The organism is Pedococcus sp. P1_H8 (assembly GCF_056405175.1).
Window position 1 is genome coordinate 234,496 of record NZ_JBFUCP010000007.1, and the last position, 15,255, is coordinate 249,750.

The following is a 15,255-nucleotide window of genomic DNA, read 5'->3' on the forward strand; positions in this document are numbered from 1 at the left end:
GGCAGAGTCGGGTCATGAAGTCGTTCTTCGACCCGCGACAGCCGTTCACCCACGCTGAGGCACGGGCGGCGGGAGTCAGCGATCGGGCCCTGAGGGGACCCTCCATCCGCAAGATCTTCCCGAATGTGTACGTTGCAGCAACCATTCCCGACACTCTCGTCGTTCGATGTCGAGCAGCCTTGCGGATCCTTCCGTCGGACACGGTCTTCAGCCACTACACGGCCGCCAAGCTCTGGGGTGGAACCGTCCCCGACAATCCCAACGTGCATGTGGCCTTCGCGCGGCCGGTCTCGTGCGCCGTACCGGGGATCAAAGTCCACAGGTTCACCTACCCGTTCGCCACCGATGCGCGAAGGCACGGCCTCGCGGCAACCACTCCGGAGCAGACTCTGCTGCACCTGGCCCGGCCGCTCGACCTGGTCGAACTGGTGGCGTGCGGCGACCAGCTGGTTCGGCGGAGACTCACCACGCCGGCCGATCTGGTCAGAGCCGCGGAGAACTACCTCGGTCAAGGTGGGCAACTTGCCCGCCGAGCGGGGTTGTTGTGTCGCGACCACGTGGACTCCAGCACGGAGACGCGGGTCCGCCTGCTCATGGTTCTCGCAGGGCTTCCTGAGCCAACGGTCAACCACACCATCCGGCGCCCCGACGGCAGCGTCCAGTACCGCTTGGATCTTTCGTTCCCGGAGTACAAGCTCGCGATCGAGTACGACGGTCGCTGGCACGACGACCCCATGCAGCAGGCGCGCGACGAAGCTCGCCGGACAGACCTGCGAGAGCGCGGCTGGCGGATCGTCGTGCTTCATGCCGAGGACCTCTTCGAGACTCCCGAAGCCACCTTGGTGGGTTTGCACGAGGAGCTGGCGCGCTGCGGCATACCAGTGCCTGCCGTGGTGGACGACGGTTGGCGACTGCACTTCCCACTGCGGGGTCTGGTTGCTTGAGCTGCAACCGCGGCGCTAACTCGCCTTTTGCATGGGTTAGCGCCAGGCGGAGGCGCGCCAGGCGCCCCGACCAGGGGTGAGCGGGCGGCGCACCGCCCGAGCGGGGGAGGACCACTGCGAGGTATGCCGCGGGGCCGGCGCCTCGTCGCCGCCCGAGGTCGCGGACAGCACCGCCAACAGCGCTGCCACTTCCTCCGGGGTCGCGTCGCCGCGCACCAGCCGCAGCGGCGGTCGGTCGCGGTCCTCGCCGGCGTCGCCGGTGGTGTCGGAGGCCATCAGAGGGGGATGTTTCCGTGCTTCTTGGGGGGCAGGGTCTCGCGCTTGGTGCGCAGTGCCCTGAGCGCCTTGCTGACGTTCATGCGCGTGTTCGAGGGGGTGATGACGGTGTCGATGTAGCCGCGCTCGGCCGCGATGTAGGGGTTGGCGAGGGTGTCTTCGTACTCGGCGATGAACCGTGCCCGGGCCTCGTCGACGTTCTCGCCGGCCTCGGCCGCCGCGGCGAGCTGCTTGCGGTAGAGGATGTTCACCGCGCCCTGGGCGCCCATGACGGCGATCTGCGCGGTGGGCCACGCGAGGTTGATGTCGGCCCCGAGGTGCTTGGACCCCATCACGTCGTAGGCGCCGCCGTAGGCCTTGCGGGTGATCACGGTGACGAGCGGGACCGTGGCCTCGGCATAGGCGTAGATGAGCTTGGCGCCGCGGCGGATGATGCCGTCCCACTCCTGGTCCGTGCCGGGCAGGAAGCCGGGCACGTCGACGAAGGTCAGCACCGGCACGTTGAACGCGTCGCAGGTGCGCACGAACCGGGCGGCCTTCTCGGACGCGTCGATGTCGAGCGTGCCGGCGAACTGCATCGGCTGGTTGGCCACCACGCCCACAGACCGGCCCTCGACCCGCCCGTAGCCCACGATGAGGTTGGGCGCGAACAGCGGCTGGACCTCGAGGAACTCCCCGTCGTCGAGAACGTGCTCGATGACGGTCAGCATGTCGTAGGGCTGGTTGGCGTTGTCCGGGATCAGCGTGTCGAGCTCACGGTCCTCGTCGGTGACCTCGAGCGAAGGCAGCTCGGCGCCCTCGTCAGAGAACGAGGGCGGCTCCTCCAGGTTGTTCGACGGCAGATAGGACAGCAGCGCCTTGACGTACTCGATGGCGTCTTCCTCGTCGCTGCCCATGTAGTGCGCGACACCGGACTTGGTGTTGTGGGTCCGCGCGCCGCCGAGGTCCTCGAACGACACGTCCTCCCCGGTCACGGTCTTGATGACCTCCGGGCCGGTGATGAACATGTGCGAGGTCTGGTCGACCATCACGGTGAAGTCGGTGACCGCGGGGGAGTAGACGGCCCCGCCCGCGCACGGGCCCATGATCAGCGAGATCTGGGGGATCACACCGGACGCGTGCACGTTGCGGCGGAAGATCTCGCCATAGAGCCCCAGGGAGACCACGCCCTCCTGGATGCGGGCACCGCCGGAGTCGTTGAGACCCACCACCGGACAGCCGACCTTCATCGCGAAGTCCATGACCTTGCAGATCTTCTCCCCGAACACCTCGCCCAGCGAGCCGCCGAACACGGTGAAGTCCTGCGCGAACACCGCCACGGTCCGCCCGTCCACCGTGCCGTAGCCGGTGACGACGCCGTCACCGTAGGGGCGGTTGGCCTCCTGGCCGAACGCCACGGACCGGTGCCGGGCGTACTTGTCCATCTCGATGAACGAGCCCTCGTCGAGCAGCAGCTCGAGCCGCTCGCGAGCCGTCTTCTTGCCCCGCGCGTGCTGCTTCTCGACGGCCCGCTCGGACCCCGCGTGGGCGACCTCGGCGACGCGCCGCTTGAGGTCGGCCAGCTTGCCGGCCGTGGAGTGGATGTCGATCCCCGAGTCGGGGGCGGGAACGTCGGTGCCGCCGACCGAGAGCGGATCAGCGACGGAATCGGTGGTCTGCGCCATGCTGTCGAGCCTAGCCTTGCCTCCATGCGCGAATCGCTCGACCGTGAGGCATTGCACGAGGCGTTGGTCACGCCGCGTCAGCCGTGGACGGGGGTCGACGTCCACCCGGCGCTCGGCTCCACCAACCTCGAGGCGGCCCGCCTCGCCCAGCTCTGGCGCTTGGTGGTGACCGACCACCAGCAGGCGGGCCGAGGGCGACTCGGCCGTTCCTGGGACACCCCGGCCAACACCTCCGTCACGCTCTCGGTGCTGCTGCCCGCCCCCGAGCAGGGGCGCGGCTGGCTGCCGCTGGCCACCGGTCTGGCGGTCCGCGACGCCCTGACCGAGGTCGCCGGCGTCGACAGCACGCTCAAGTGGCCGAACGACGTCCTGCTGCCCGCGGACGACGACCGCAAGGTCTGCGGCATCCTCTGCGAGCTCCAGCCGACCGGGATCGTGGTCGGTCTGGGCATCAACGTCGACCAGGACCGCGACGAGCTCCCGGTCGACACGGCCACCTCGTTGCGCCTCGCGGGTGCCCCCGAGGTGAGCCGGGAGCGCCTCGTCGTGGCCGTGCTGACCCACCTGGCCCGCTGGCACGGTGAGCTCTGCGGTGCCGCGGCGGCGCGCGCCGACGTCCACGCGGCATACCGGAAGGCGTGCGCGACCATCGGGCGCGAGATCGAGCTCCACGTGGCCGGCGGTGACGTGCGTCGCGTGCGGGCCGTCGGCGTGGACGACGAGGGTCGCCTGGTCGTCAGCAGCGCGGGCAGCGAGTATGCCGTGGCGGCAGGTGACGTGGTCCACGTGCGGTCAACCACGCCCTAGGGTGACCGCATGAGCGAGGTTGGCCGGCACCGGGTGGTGCGCCCGGAGGACTTCGCGGCGCTGCGCCCGGACGACCTCGAGGCGCGACTGCTCGGCAAGCCGGCCACCATGGCCCGCCGCGACGTCTCCCGCGGCGCCGAGGTGTCGCTGCTGTCGGCCCGGAAGTTCTGGCACGCGCTGGGCTTCCCGAACGTCGAGGACGACGACGCCATGTTCACCGAGGCCGACCAGATGGCCCTGGTGGCCACCGCGCGACTGGTACGCGAGCAGGAGCTCGACGAGGCGACGGCCCTGGCGATGACCCGGGCCTTCGCCCGCACCACCGACCGTCTCGCCGTCTGGCAGACCCAGCTGATGGCCGAGGCGCTCGCCGATCCCGATCTCGAGGCGGCGCTGGACGAGGCTGACGCCCGAGCCGTGCCCGACCTCGCTGCTGCCGAGGCCGCCGCCCGCAAGCTCACCGACATGGCCGACCAGCTCGAGCCCCTGCTCATCTACGCCTGGCGGCGCCACCTCACCGCCGCCATCTCGCGCATGCTGGCCGATGCCGACCCCCAGCAGTCCTCCCAGGGCGTGCGCCGGGTCGTCGGGTTCGCCGACCTGGTCAACTTCACCTCGCTGGTCCGGCGGATGACCGAGCGCCAGCTGGCCGTGGTGGTGCAGCGGTTCGAGGCGCTGGCGACCGACATCGTCACGGCGCACGGGGGACGCGTCATCAAGACCGTGGGCGACGAGATCCTGTTCGTCACCATCGACGCGGCGCCGGCGGCGGCGGTGGCGCTCGACCTGGTGGAGACGATGGCCGAGGACGACCTGCTGCCCGACGTGAGGGTGGGCATGGCCGTCGGACCGGTCCTGTCGCGCCTCGGCGACGTCTTCGGCACGACGGTCAACCGCGCCAGCCGACTGACCAGCGTGGCACCTGGTGGGGGAGTGCTGGTCGACGATGCCCTCGCCTCGGCACTCGCGGCCCTGTCGGGGTTCGAGACGACCGCGCTGCGTCGTCGCACGCTCCGCGGCATCGGTCCGGTCACCCCCAGCGAACTGCGCCGGGCCGCCGGCGGACGCCAGCCGACCCCGCAGGCCGTCACCACCACCCGAAAGGCGTCCTCATGAGCACAGAGCTCGTCCGTATCGAGCGCCACGGCGACGGCGGCCACGTGGCCGAGCTCGTCCTCGACCGCCCCGAGGCCATGAACGCCGTCTCGACCGCGATGGCACAGGCCCTCGCCGCGGCGACCGCCGAGCTCGCCGAGGACCCCGGCGTCCGCGCGGTCGTGCTGTCGTCCACCCATCCGCGGGCCTTCTGCGTCGGCGCCGACCTCAAGGAGCGCAACTCCTTCACCGACGACGACCTGCGCGCCCAGCGGCCGCTGGCGCAGGCGGCATACCGGGGGGTCCTGGACCTTCCTGTGCCCGCGATCGCCGCGGTGGACGGCTTCGCGCTGGGAGGCGGCTTCGAGATCGCGCTCTCCTGCGACCTGGTCGTGTGCGGTGAGGACGCGGTCGTGGGCCTGCCCGAGGTGAGTGTCGGCGTGATCCCCGGCGGTGGCGGCACCCAGCTGCTGACCCGCCGCGTGGGCTGGTCCCGGGCGGCGCAGATGATCTTCACCGCCCAGCGGTATGCCGCCCACGACGCGTGCCGCCTGGGCGCCGTGGACGAGGTCGTGGCGGCGGGAACTGCGCGTGACCGCGCCCTCGAGCTGGCTACCACGATCGCCTCCCACTCACCCGTCGGCGTGCGCAACGCCAAGGCCGCCATGCGGCGCGGCTTCGACACCGATCTGGACTCCGGCCTGCGCATCGAGGACGAGATGTGGGCGGCCACGGCCTTCTCCGGGGACCGTGCTGAGGGGGTCGCGGCGTTCAACGAGAAACGCCGTCCCGAGTGGCCTGGTCGCTGAGATGGGTCCGTTCTACATAGCATCACCCTCATGACCCGTGTGCTCCTCGCTGAGGACGACCCTGCCATCTCCGAGCCGCTAGCTCGCGCCCTCCGCCGTGAGGGGTATGACGTGGACGTCCGCGCCGACGGACGAGCGGCACTCGAAGCGTCCGCGGAGAACCCAGATCTGGTCGTGCTCGACCTCGGTCTGCCGTACGTCGACGGGCTCGAGGTGTGTCGCCGGATCCGTGCCGAGGGTCGCACCGTGCCCGTGCTGATCCTCACCGCCCGGGCCGACGAGGTCGACACGGTCGTGGGCCTCGATGCGGGGGCCGACGACTACGTCACCAAGCCGTTCCGGCTCGCCGAGCTGCTGGCCCGGGTGCGGGCGCTGTTGCGGCGCAACCCCACCGACGCCCCTTCCGCCCACGAGCTCGTCCGCATCGACCCCGAGGGTCGGCGGGCGTGGTTCAAGGAGGAGGAGCTCCAGCTGACCGCCAAGGAGTTCGACCTCCTGCGCGTGCTGGTGCGTGAGCAGGGCAAGGTCGTCTCGCGTGAGCAGCTGATGCGCGAGATCTGGGAGACCGCCTGGTTCGGGTCGACCAAGACCCTCGACATGCACATCTCCGTCCTGCGCCGAAAGCTCGGTGACGACGCCGCGCAGCCTCGCTACATCGCCACCGTCCGTGGAGTCGGGTTCCGGTTCGAGCGCGGCGACGAGATCTGACCGCTGACGATGCGGCAACAGCTGATCCGCTCGACCGTTCTTGCGGTGGCGCTGGCGATCCTGATCACCATGACCCCGGTGGCGTTCGCCATCTGGAACGCCACGGTCCACGGCAAGGGGATCGTGGCGACCTGGCTCGAGGAGGGCACCCCCGCCTCGACCTCGATGCGGCTGGTCCTCGTGGTCATCGGCCTCGGCGTGGTGGCCCTGGGGGTGGGGGTCCTGGTGGCCATCCGACAGGCGCACAGCATGTCGCGTCCGATGACCCTCCTCGCCGAGCGAGCCGAGCGGCTGGGTGCGGGCGAGTCCCGGATCCAACCCATCAACTCAGGCATCGCCGAGCTTGACCAGGTGTCGGAGGTGCTGTCGCGCAGCGCCCAGCGACTGACCAAGTCACTCGCGTCGGAACGAGACTTCGCCGCGGACGCCTCCCACCAGCTGCGGACGCCGTTGACCGCGCTGTTGATGCGGCTGGAGGAGATCGCCGCCACCGACGACCTCGATGTCGTGCAGGAGGAGGCCAACATCGCGATCGACCAGGTCGAACGCCTCACGCGCGTGGTCGACGACCTGATGTCCCGCACCCGTCGCGGTGGCGACGAGTCCAAGGCCACCGTCTCGCTCGACTCCGTCATCGCGGCTCTCCAGCGGGAGTGGCAACCGGCCTTCGAGCAGGCTCGACGCAGCGTCCGGGTCCACGGTGAACGTGGCCTGGTCGTCCAGGCCAAACCGGTCGACCTGTCGCAGGTGCTCTCGACCCTGCTCGAGAACGCGCTCGCCCACGGCCGGGGCACGGTCGACGTCCATGCCCGGCGGAGCGGCCCGTCGGTCGTCGTCGAGGTGAGCGACCAGGGCGAGGGGGTCCCGTCCTCGATCGCACCCCACATCTTCGAGCGCTCGGTGACCACGACCGGCACCGGCCTCGGGCTGGCGCTCGCGCGCGACCTGGCCGAGTCCAACGGTGGCCGGCTCGAGCTCATCCAGGCCCAGCCGGCGATCTTCGCGCTGTTCCTCAGCGAGTCCGACGCCTGACGGCCGGAGCTGTCGCACCTTTATCGGGTTACCCGATAAAGGCGCCACGGAGCCGAGAATCAGCCCTGGGTCTCGGTCAGGGGTGAGGTGTCGGTGAGGGGCTCCTCGCTGAAGACGAACCTGCGGTAGGCCCAGAACCGGAACAGCGTGCCGAGTGCGATGCCGACGAGCTTGGCGACGTTCTCGGCCACCAGGCTCTCCTGCCCGAGGAAGTGGTGCGAGAAGCCGACGCAGGCCGCCTGGATGAGCAGCGCCACGCCGTTGGTGAGGGCGAAGAGGAGGGCTTCGTAGTGGACGGGCCGGTTGCGGCGGTGCCGGAACGTCCACATCCGGTTGCCGATCCAGGCGACACACGTGGCGACCGCCGCCGAGATGATCGTGGCGACGACCGCGCGGGAGAGGGGCCCGTTGCCGTAGCCCGACAGCACGGTGTTGCGCAAGATGTTGAACAGGCCGAGGTCCACGACGAAGGCCACCGCTCCGACGATCCCGAACTTGATCATCTCGCGGTACAGGACGTCGATCGTGCCGCGCAGGCGGGCGACGACGGAGTGGTTCTCGGACACCAGAGGAGCCTATCGGCGGATGCCCGCGGCCCGTCGGCGACTGCGGCCGATATCCTCGCCGCGTGACGTCACCGCAGCGCGCCCCCGGAGGATTCCCGGTCGTCGGCATCGTCGGCGGCGGGCAGCTGGCGCGGATGTGCGCCGCCCCAGCGGCAGAGCTGGCGATCACCCTCAGCGTCCTGGCCGAGGCGCCGGACGCGGCCGCAGCCCAGGTCATCCCGTCATCACCGGTCGGTGACCACACCGACGTCGACGCGGTGCTGGCCTTCGCCAGGGAGTGTGACGTCGTCACCTTCGACCACGAGCACGTCCCTGCCAATGTGCTGGAAGCCCTTGTCGCAGAGGGCATCCCGCTGCACCCCACGCCCGAGGCCCTGCGTTTCGCCCAGGACAAGCTGGCGATGCGTGAGCGGCTCACCGAGATCGGCGTCGCCTGCCCTGCGTGGGCGAGCGCTCGCACGGCGGCCGAGGTCGAGGCCTTTGCGGAGCGGGTCGGCTGGCCGATCGTCGCCAAGACACCGCGCGGCGGGTATGACGGCAAGGGAGTTCGCGTCATCGACTCCACCGCTGAGGTCGACGACTGGCTGGCCCTCGTCGCGCAGCAGCAGGGGACGACCGGTCTGCTCTCCGACGGGATCCTGGTGGAGGAGAAGGTCGACTTCGTCCGCGAGCTGGCCGTGCTCATCGCCCGCAGCCCCTCCAACCAGGCCGCTGCCTGGCCGGTCGTCGAGACGGTCCAGACCGACAGCATCTGCACCGAGGTGCTGGCGCCCGCCCCGGGCCTCGACCCGGCCCTCGCCGCGGTGGCCACCGAAGCCGGGCTGCGCATCGCCGAGAACCTCGGCGTCACAGGAGTCTTCGCCGTCGAGATGTTCGAGGTGAGGGACCCGGGGACCGGCGCCCCGGCATACGTCGTCAACGAGCTGGCCATGCGCCCGCACAACAGCGGGCACTGGTCGATGGACGGCGCGGTGACCGGTCAGTTCGAGCAGCACCTGCGCGCGGTCCTCGACCTGCCGCTCGGGGCGCCCACCCAGCGTGAGCCGCACACCGTGATGGCCAACGTCCTCGGCGGCGACTACCCCGAGCTCTACCCGGCCTACCGCCACATCATGGCGCGGGACCCCGGGCTCAAGGTGCACCTCTACGGCAAGGGCGTCCGCCCGGGTCGCAAGATCGGCCACGTCAACGTCTCCGGCTCCGACCTCGCGCAGCTGCGCGAGCGCGCCGGCCACGCGGCCGACTACCTCGCAGGAGTGATCACCGAATGAGCGACCCCACCACAGCTCGCACGACCACCGAGACGTCGCCGCTGGTCGGGCTGGTCATGGGCAGCGACAGCGACTGGCCGGTCATGGAGCTGGCCGCGCAGGCGCTCGAGGAGTTCGGCGTCGCCTACGAAGCCGACGTGGTCTCCGCGCACCGGATGCCCGAGGAGATGATCGCCTACGGCCAGAACGCAGCTGGGCGCGGTCTGCGTGTGGTGATCGCAGGTGCCGGCGGTGCGGCGCACCTGCCCGGCATGCTCGCGTCGGTGACGCCGTTGCCGGTGATCGGCGTGCCCGTGCCCCTGAAGTACCTCGACGGCATGGACTCGCTGCTCTCGATCGTCCAGATGCCCGCGGGTGTCCCGGTCGCGACCGTCTCCATCGGCGGGGCCCGCAACGCGGGGCTGCTGGCCGCCCGCATCCTCGCCGCCGGCGAGGGGGAGTATGCCGCGGGGCTGCGTGCGCGGATGACGGCCTTCCAGGCGGCGCTGCGGGACCAGGCCCACGCCAAGGGTGCCGCGTTGCGCGAGCGGCGCGGCGGCTCCTAGCCGGCCATCGCTGGCTCCTAACGGGCCATGCCGGCCGACCGCACCCCTCGCCACTCGATCCGCGGGCAGGTGTCCATGACGACGTCCATCCCGGCGGCGCGAGCGCGGTCGGCGGCGGCCTCGTCCACGACACCGAGCTGCATCCAGATGGCGTCGATCAACAGCCGGTCCTTGTTGGCGATGGCCTCGTCCACCACGGGCCCGACGTGTTCGGAGTTGACGAAGCAGTCGACGACCTTGATGTCCGTGCCGTCGGGGATGTCGGACAGCGACGCGTAACCCTGTTCGCCGTGCACGGTCTCTGCCTTGGGGTGCACGGGGATCAGACCCTTGCCGAGCTCGACCTTGAGCCAGCGGGAGACCCCGAACGCCTCACGCTCCAGGTTGTTCGAGAGGCCGACGACGACCCAGATGCCGGGGTCGATGAGGAGCTCGCGGATGAGGTCGGGATCGTTCTGGTGGCGAAAGCTCATGACCTCAGCATCACACGGTGAGGACGCCTTGGGGAGGGGTGCACGGGAGAGGCAGAGGGAGAGGCAGAGGGAGAGCCAGAGGGAGAGGCAGAGGGGTGTGGCAGCGGAAGGCAGTAACGTCGGCCCCATGAAGTTCGGACTGTTCGTGCCACAGGGCTGGCGCATGGATCTCGTCGGGATCGACCCCAGCCAGCACTGGGGCGTGATGGCGGGTCTGGCGCGCCGAGCCGACGCCAACGATGACTGGTCCTCGATCTGGGTCTTCGACCACTTCCACACCGTGCCGATCCCCAGCGAGGAGGCGACGCACGAGGCGTGGACCCTGATGGCCGCCTTCGCCGCTGTCACCGGGCGGGTGCGGCTGGGACAGATGTGCACCTGCATGGCCTATCGCAACCCGGCCTACCTCGCGAAGGTCGCCGCCACGGTCGACATCATCTCCGAGGGTCGGCTCGAGATGGGCATCGGCGCGGGCTGGTACGAGCATGAGTGGCGCGCCTACGGCTACGGCTTCCCGCGCGCCGGGGAGCGCCTGCGGGCCCTCGACGAGGGCGTCCAGATCTTCCGCCAGATGTGGACGACCGGCACGGCAACCTTCGAGGGCAAGCACTTCCAGGTCGACGGCGCCCGCTGCTATCCGCAGCCGCTCCAGGGCACGACGGCCCCGGGGTCGAAGCACAACGGCATCCCCATGTGGATCGCCGGTGGGGGCGAGAAGAAGACGTTGCGCATTGCTGCCCAGTACGCCGACTACACCAACTTCGACCCCAGCCCCGAGGGCTTCGCCGCCAAGAGCGCGATCCTCAAGGGCCACTGCGACGACGTGGGCCGTGACTTCGGTGAGATCGTCCGCAGCGGCAACCTCAACGTCTTCATCGGCGCCTCCGAGCGCGAGGTCGACGACCGGTTCGCGAGCCTGCGGGCGCGGCTGCTCTCGGTGGGGACGCCGGAGACCCGCGTCGACCACCTCCTCGCGGACTACCGCCATGCCGCGACGGTCGGTACCCCCGAGCAGATCGTGGAGAAGCTCGGCGGCCTGGAGAAGCTCGGGCTGACCTACGCGATCCTCAACTTCCCCGAGGCGGCCTACGACACGACCGGCATGGCGATGTTCGAGCGCGACGTGATGCCCGAGCTGCTCGACCGCGAGGAGCACGGCCACCTCTGGCACCTGCCGCGTCGTCGCTGAGCCGGCTGACGGCGCGTCAGGCGGAGGGCGCGCTGGTCGGCCGCGCCGGGAACAGTGTCTGCCAGACACGGGTGCGGCGCAGGCCCCTGCGTACCGAGGGGTAGTGGCGCTCGATCAGGAACCAGAAGCCGAACGCGACGACGTTGGTGACAAGGAAGCCGAACACGATCGCCGCAGCGGGGTGGGCGCGCACTGAGGGCACGGTCTGCAGGTAGATGAGCAGGCTGAAGTGGACCAGGTAGAGCGAGTACGAGTAGTCCGACACGTACTTGACGATCGTGCGTACGGGAGCGGGGATGTGTGACTGACCGGTCGGCATCACCGCTGCACCGGTCCCACCCTTCGCTGCCGCCGCTGCTGCCGGGCTGGCCGGGCCTGTCGCCGGCGCCGGGCGGCCGAACCCGGCATACAAGGACATCACTGCAACCGACAGTGAGAGCGCGACGAATTCGTCATACACGTTCCAGTGCGTGCGAAGCAGGCACAGGGGGGTCGCCACGAGCCCGACCACGCCCAGAACCTGGTGGAGGCGGCGATGGCTGAACCAGGCGCGCCCATGTCCGATGGCGTAGGCCATGCCCATCACCCATGCCAGGACGAGGCCTTGGCTCGCGACCATCGTCTGGGCCACGACAGCGAGGGAGAAGAGCAGGGCTAGCAGGCCGACAACCCCAATTCGCCGGTCTCGGAACAGTCGCAGCAGGATCAGGCCGAAGGTGATGTAGATCCAGAACTCGATGACCACCGACCAGAACGGGTCGGCGGTCCCGATCGGGCTCGTCCGCAGGGGTAGTCCGGTGAGGTCGCCGACCTCCCGCAGGACTGGGTTGTTGTAGAGCATCGTGACGTTCGTGATGGTGGTCCACACGTCGAGGGGAACCTTCGTGAACGGGTTCGGCCGCCCCTGCAGGACTACCCGGTCCGCGATGGCGACGAGGAGGACCGCAGGGACGAACGGGACGAAGATCCGCGCGAACCGCTCGAGGAAGAACTCGCCGAAGGTGTAGCCCGGGGAGGCCATCTTGGTCAGCGCCGACCGGCTGACGAGGAAGCCGGACAGGACGAAGAACAGCAGCACGCCGAGGCTCTGCATGTAGAACATGCCGGGCATGGTGCGGTAGGTGCCGTTGGAACGCTGGACCATGAAGACGGCGGGCAGGAAGAGGTTGAGGGAGTGCCCGACCACGACCATCTGGGCGGACAGGCCGCGGACCGCGTCGAAGTAGAAGAGCTGGTGCTTGCTCGCCGCCTGCAGGTGTGGGTGGGCGACGGTCGTGCCCGGTTCTACCACGCGGTCCACCCGCCATCCACGGCCACCATCTGACCGGTGACGTATGCCGAGTCGTCGCCGGCCAGCCAGGTCACCACCCCGGCGAAGTCGTGCTCCGTCGCCATCCGTCCGAGGGGGGTGAGCCGGCTGTACCGGTCGAGGAACGCAGGGTCCTGCCCACGTTCGATGCCGCCGGGGGCAAAGCCGTTGACGCGGATGTCGGGCGCCAGAACGGTCGCGAGGTAGCGAGTGAGCTGGACGAGGCCACCCTTGGTGGCGCCGTAGGCCGCAGGGTTGCCCATTCGGGTGCCTTCGTAGAGACCCATGTTGGGCCCGACGAGCCCGTAGATCGAGGACACCGTGATGACGCTGCCGTGCCCACCGGCGCGCAGCAGCGGCGCCAGCCGCCGCGTGAGGGAGAAGGGCACGGTGAGGTTGAGCCAGGTCGCCATCGCGAAGGCCTCGTCGGTCTGCTCGTCGAACGGCACGGCATACCCGGCGATCCCGGAGGTCCCCGTGAAGGCGGCGTTGTGCACCAGGATGTCGCAGGCCCCGAGCTCGGTGACGCGCTGCTCCACTGCCGCGAGTCCTTGGGTGGTCATCAGGTCGGCGGTGACGCCGAGGTGACCATCCCCCAGCGCTGCCACGGTCTCGTCGACGCCTGCACGGTCGACGACGACCACCTTGGCTCCGGCAATGACGAGCGCGCCCGCGAGAACGCGGCCCAGAGGGCCGGCGCCACCGGTGACCACGGCGGTGCGTCCAGCGAGGCTGGCGGTCATGCGTGGTCCTCCATCCAGGGAAAGGTGATCAGCCCGGCGTCGATGAGCGCCTCGATGAGCCGGAACTCGTACTCATCGTCGATCGAGAAGGCCTGGGCCTCGGGGATCTCGATGCCGGCATAGGTCCCTTCATCGAACCACGAGCGCTCCAACGCCCGGGCCGAGGCGGCACGCCAGATGTAGAAGTTGCCGTTGATCCGAAGGTAGCGGCCGGCGTCCTGACGTCGAACCACGCCGGTGCCGCTGGCGAAGTAGCGCTCGAGCGCTCCATTCGCGCCCACTTCCCGGACCCCGACCCACTCCGGCTGGAACGTCGGCTCGGACACCGAGATCACGCCGTCCAGGTCGGGGTTGCTCCAGAGGAGCTCAGCGGCCGCGTCGAGCTGCTGGGGCAGTCGAGCCGGGCTCGTGGGGTCGAGCAGCAGCACTGCGTCGTAGGACTGACCCTCCTCCCGCTCGACCGAAGCCAGCGCGTGGGCCACCACGGGGGCCATCGGCGTGTCGTCACCGGCGAGCTCGACGGGGCGCATGAAGGGGACGTCTCCCCCAAACCGTCTAGCGACGTCGGCGATCTCCTCCGAGTCGGTGGTCAGGATCGTGCGGGTGACGCTGGGCGTCATCGCGGCCGCGCGGATCGCGTGGCCGACCAGGGGGATGCCGCACAGCGGGCGGACGTTCTTGCCCGGCAGTCCGCGCGAGCCGCCTCTGGCGGGGATGACGGCCAGCACTCGGGGTGCAGCGCTCATGGGGACTTCGCTCCTCGTGGGCGGGGACGAAACGTCTCGACGGGGTCGTCCGACCCTCTGGCGTTGTCGCAGATGCGCACGGCGAGGGCGCCCTCGGCGAGGGTCGCGGGCGCCCCTGCGCGCAGGAGCAGCTCAGCATCTGCCGTCGGGGCCAATGCCAGTGCGGCCTGCGCCTGCCGTGCCATCACCCCGTTGCGCTCGAGATCTTCGGGAAAGGCCACCACGTCGACGGACCCGTCGGGCGCCGTGGACGACACCGACCCGGTCACCGGGTCCCACGCGACACTGCCGTCGGCGGTGGTGACCAGAGCCCCTCGGCGAGCGGGGCGAGTCGTGTAGTCCAGCCGGAGCGTGACCGTCGCAGACGGCGTCCGCCAGAGCATCGTTGCCCCTTGTTCGGCGGCGATCTCAAGGGGCCCGTCCCACTCGACGACGGCCTGGATGCTGTCCTCCGCGGGCGGGCCGAAGACCGCGACGGCGTAGTCGATCTCGTGCACGAGGTCGCGCAGCACGCCGCCCTCGTCGGCGCGTGCCGAGTAGGACTGGCGGTAGTCGCGTTCCGGTCGCCAGTCGGGCAGCCAGGACTGCGAGTAGACGTGCGCGCTGGCCGGGGTAGGCAGGGCGAGTGCACGGTCGCGGAACTCGAGGAAGCCGAGGTGCGCTCGCAGGGGGGCCGCCACGAAGACCCTGTGCGCGGCCTCCGGGTGGTGCAAGAGACGCCCTGCGTCATCGGCCGTCGGCGCGACCGGTTTCTCCAGCAGCACCCGCGCCGCGCCCGCGTCGAGTGCGGCGAGTGCGTCGTCGACGTGCCTGGCCGTGTCCGTGGCGATGACCACCAGGTCGGCGCGCCCGCTCAGCTCGGTGCCCTGGATGTCGTCGAGCAGCGGTATGCCGTCCAGGTCGCCTTCGCGTGGGCGAACCGGCCAACCGTGGACGTCGGCGCCGAGATCCCGGAGGACGGCCGCGTGCCGGCGGCCGATGGAGCCCAAGCCCCTGACGACGACGGTGCCGCTCATGGGAGCTCCTCCTCGCCTCGGTGCAACGACTCGAGCAGTCATAGTGCCATGACGTCGGGCCC

17 protein-coding genes are annotated in these 15,255 nt (G+C 70.1%); 9 read left to right on the forward strand and 8 right to left on the reverse strand.

The genetic code is table 11. From position 1 onward, the window contains the following. The first annotated feature begins 14 nt into the window (after positions 1-14). On the forward strand, positions 15-944 hold the full coding sequence (locus AC1DYG_RS12140) for a DUF559 domain-containing protein (RefSeq protein WP_477640115.1): 930 nt from the start codon (positions 15-17) through the stop codon (positions 942-944). A 36-nt stretch (positions 945-980) separates the two neighbouring features. Here the strand turns inward: AC1DYG_RS12140 and AC1DYG_RS12145 are convergent, their stop codons facing one another. Together AC1DYG_RS12145 and AC1DYG_RS12150 are read right to left on the reverse strand one after the other, a co-directional pair. After that, the gene (locus AC1DYG_RS12145) at positions 981-1,220 is read right to left on the reverse strand and encodes an acyl-CoA carboxylase subunit epsilon (RefSeq protein ID WP_477640116.1); all 240 of its coding nucleotides are present in this window, start codon (positions 1,218-1,220) and stop codon (positions 981-983) included. Continuing rightward, positions 1,220-2,884 carry an acyl-CoA carboxylase subunit beta gene (locus tag AC1DYG_RS12150; protein WP_477640117.1) on the reverse strand — a complete coding sequence of 555 codons (1,665 nt, stop codon included), beginning with the start codon at positions 2,882-2,884 and terminating at the stop codon, positions 1,220-1,222. The genes AC1DYG_RS12145 and AC1DYG_RS12150 overlap by 1 nt, the downstream gene beginning before the upstream one ends. A 24-nt stretch (positions 2,885-2,908) precedes the next feature. Here AC1DYG_RS12150 and AC1DYG_RS12155 point away from each other — a divergent pair, with 24 nt between their 5' ends. From AC1DYG_RS12155 to AC1DYG_RS12175, 5 genes are read left to right on the forward strand one after another with little or no spacing between them, the layout of a single operon-like run. Next, positions 2,909-3,691, forward strand: a complete 783-nt coding sequence (locus AC1DYG_RS12155) for a biotin--[acetyl-CoA-carboxylase] ligase (protein WP_477640118.1) — start codon at positions 2,909-2,911, stop codon at positions 3,689-3,691. Positions 3,692-3,700: 9 nt separating this feature from the next. After that, positions 3,701-4,807: an adenylate/guanylate cyclase domain-containing protein gene (locus AC1DYG_RS12160; protein ID WP_477640119.1), complete on the forward strand. Its 1,107-nt coding sequence runs from the start codon at positions 3,701-3,703 to the stop codon at positions 4,805-4,807. After that, complete coding sequence (locus AC1DYG_RS12165; protein WP_477640120.1) at positions 4,804-5,595, forward strand: enoyl-CoA hydratase/isomerase family protein; 792 nt, start codon at positions 4,804-4,806, stop codon at positions 5,593-5,595. The genes AC1DYG_RS12160 and AC1DYG_RS12165 overlap by 4 nt, the downstream gene beginning before the upstream one ends. A gap of 30 nt (positions 5,596-5,625) precedes the next feature. After that, on the forward strand, positions 5,626-6,303 hold the full coding sequence (locus AC1DYG_RS12170) for a response regulator transcription factor (protein ID WP_056922896.1): 678 nt from the start codon (positions 5,626-5,628) through the stop codon (positions 6,301-6,303). 9 nt (positions 6,304-6,312) lie between these two features. After that, positions 6,313-7,335 carry a sensor histidine kinase gene (locus tag AC1DYG_RS12175; RefSeq protein WP_477640121.1) on the forward strand — a complete coding sequence of 341 codons (1,023 nt, stop codon included), beginning with the start codon at positions 6,313-6,315 and terminating at the stop codon, positions 7,333-7,335. A gap of 59 nt (positions 7,336-7,394) precedes the next feature. Here AC1DYG_RS12175 and AC1DYG_RS12180 read toward each other — a convergent pair whose 3' ends face one another. Next, positions 7,395-7,901 (reverse strand): GtrA family protein, encoded by a 507-nt coding sequence (locus tag AC1DYG_RS12180; protein ID WP_477640122.1) that lies wholly within the window; start codon positions 7,899-7,901, stop codon positions 7,395-7,397. A 62-nt stretch (positions 7,902-7,963) separates the two neighbouring features. Here AC1DYG_RS12180 and AC1DYG_RS12185 point away from each other — a divergent pair, with 62 nt between their 5' ends. Both AC1DYG_RS12185 and purE read left to right on the forward strand, forming a co-directional pair. After that, positions 7,964-9,172, forward strand: a complete 1,209-nt coding sequence (locus AC1DYG_RS12185; RefSeq protein ID WP_477640123.1) for a 5-(carboxyamino)imidazole ribonucleotide synthase — start codon at positions 7,964-7,966, stop codon at positions 9,170-9,172. Continuing rightward, the gene (gene purE, locus AC1DYG_RS12190) at positions 9,169-9,717 is read left to right on the forward strand and encodes a 5-(carboxyamino)imidazole ribonucleotide mutase (protein WP_477640124.1); all 549 of its coding nucleotides are present in this window, start codon (positions 9,169-9,171) and stop codon (positions 9,715-9,717) included. The genes AC1DYG_RS12185 and purE overlap by 4 nt, the downstream gene beginning before the upstream one ends. Before the next feature lie 17 nt (positions 9,718-9,734). On the opposite strand, the gene AC1DYG_RS12195 is transcribed toward purE, so the two are convergent. Beyond that, entirely contained in the window at positions 9,735-10,190 is a 456-nt protein-coding gene (locus AC1DYG_RS12195; protein ID WP_477640125.1) for a CoA-binding protein, read from the reverse strand. 127 nt (positions 10,191-10,317) lie between these two features. Here AC1DYG_RS12195 and AC1DYG_RS12200 point away from each other — a divergent pair, with 127 nt between their 5' ends. Further along, entirely contained in the window at positions 10,318-11,379 is a 1,062-nt protein-coding gene (locus tag AC1DYG_RS12200; RefSeq protein ID WP_477640126.1) for an LLM class F420-dependent oxidoreductase, read from the forward strand. A gap of 16 nt (positions 11,380-11,395) precedes the next feature. On the opposite strand, the gene AC1DYG_RS12205 is transcribed toward AC1DYG_RS12200, so the two are convergent. From AC1DYG_RS12205 to AC1DYG_RS12220, 4 genes are read right to left on the reverse strand one after another with little or no spacing between them, the layout of a single operon-like run. Then, positions 11,396-12,679 (reverse strand): acyltransferase family protein, encoded by a 1,284-nt coding sequence (locus tag AC1DYG_RS12205; RefSeq protein ID WP_477640127.1) that lies wholly within the window; start codon positions 12,677-12,679, stop codon positions 11,396-11,398. Further along, on the reverse strand, positions 12,664-13,431 hold the full coding sequence (locus AC1DYG_RS12210; protein WP_477640128.1) for an SDR family oxidoreductase: 768 nt from the start codon (positions 13,429-13,431) through the stop codon (positions 12,664-12,666). Before AC1DYG_RS12210 ends, AC1DYG_RS12205 begins: the two co-directional genes overlap by 16 nt. Further along, the gene (locus AC1DYG_RS12215) at positions 13,428-14,177 is read right to left on the reverse strand and encodes an acylneuraminate cytidylyltransferase family protein (protein ID WP_477640129.1); all 750 of its coding nucleotides are present in this window, start codon (positions 14,175-14,177) and stop codon (positions 13,428-13,430) included. The genes AC1DYG_RS12210 and AC1DYG_RS12215 overlap by 4 nt, the downstream gene beginning before the upstream one ends. Next, on the reverse strand, positions 14,174-15,193 hold the full coding sequence (locus AC1DYG_RS12220) for a Gfo/Idh/MocA family oxidoreductase (RefSeq protein ID WP_477640130.1): 1,020 nt from the start codon (positions 15,191-15,193) through the stop codon (positions 14,174-14,176). The genes AC1DYG_RS12215 and AC1DYG_RS12220 overlap by 4 nt, the downstream gene beginning before the upstream one ends. Positions 15,194-15,255: the final 62 nt, after the last annotated feature.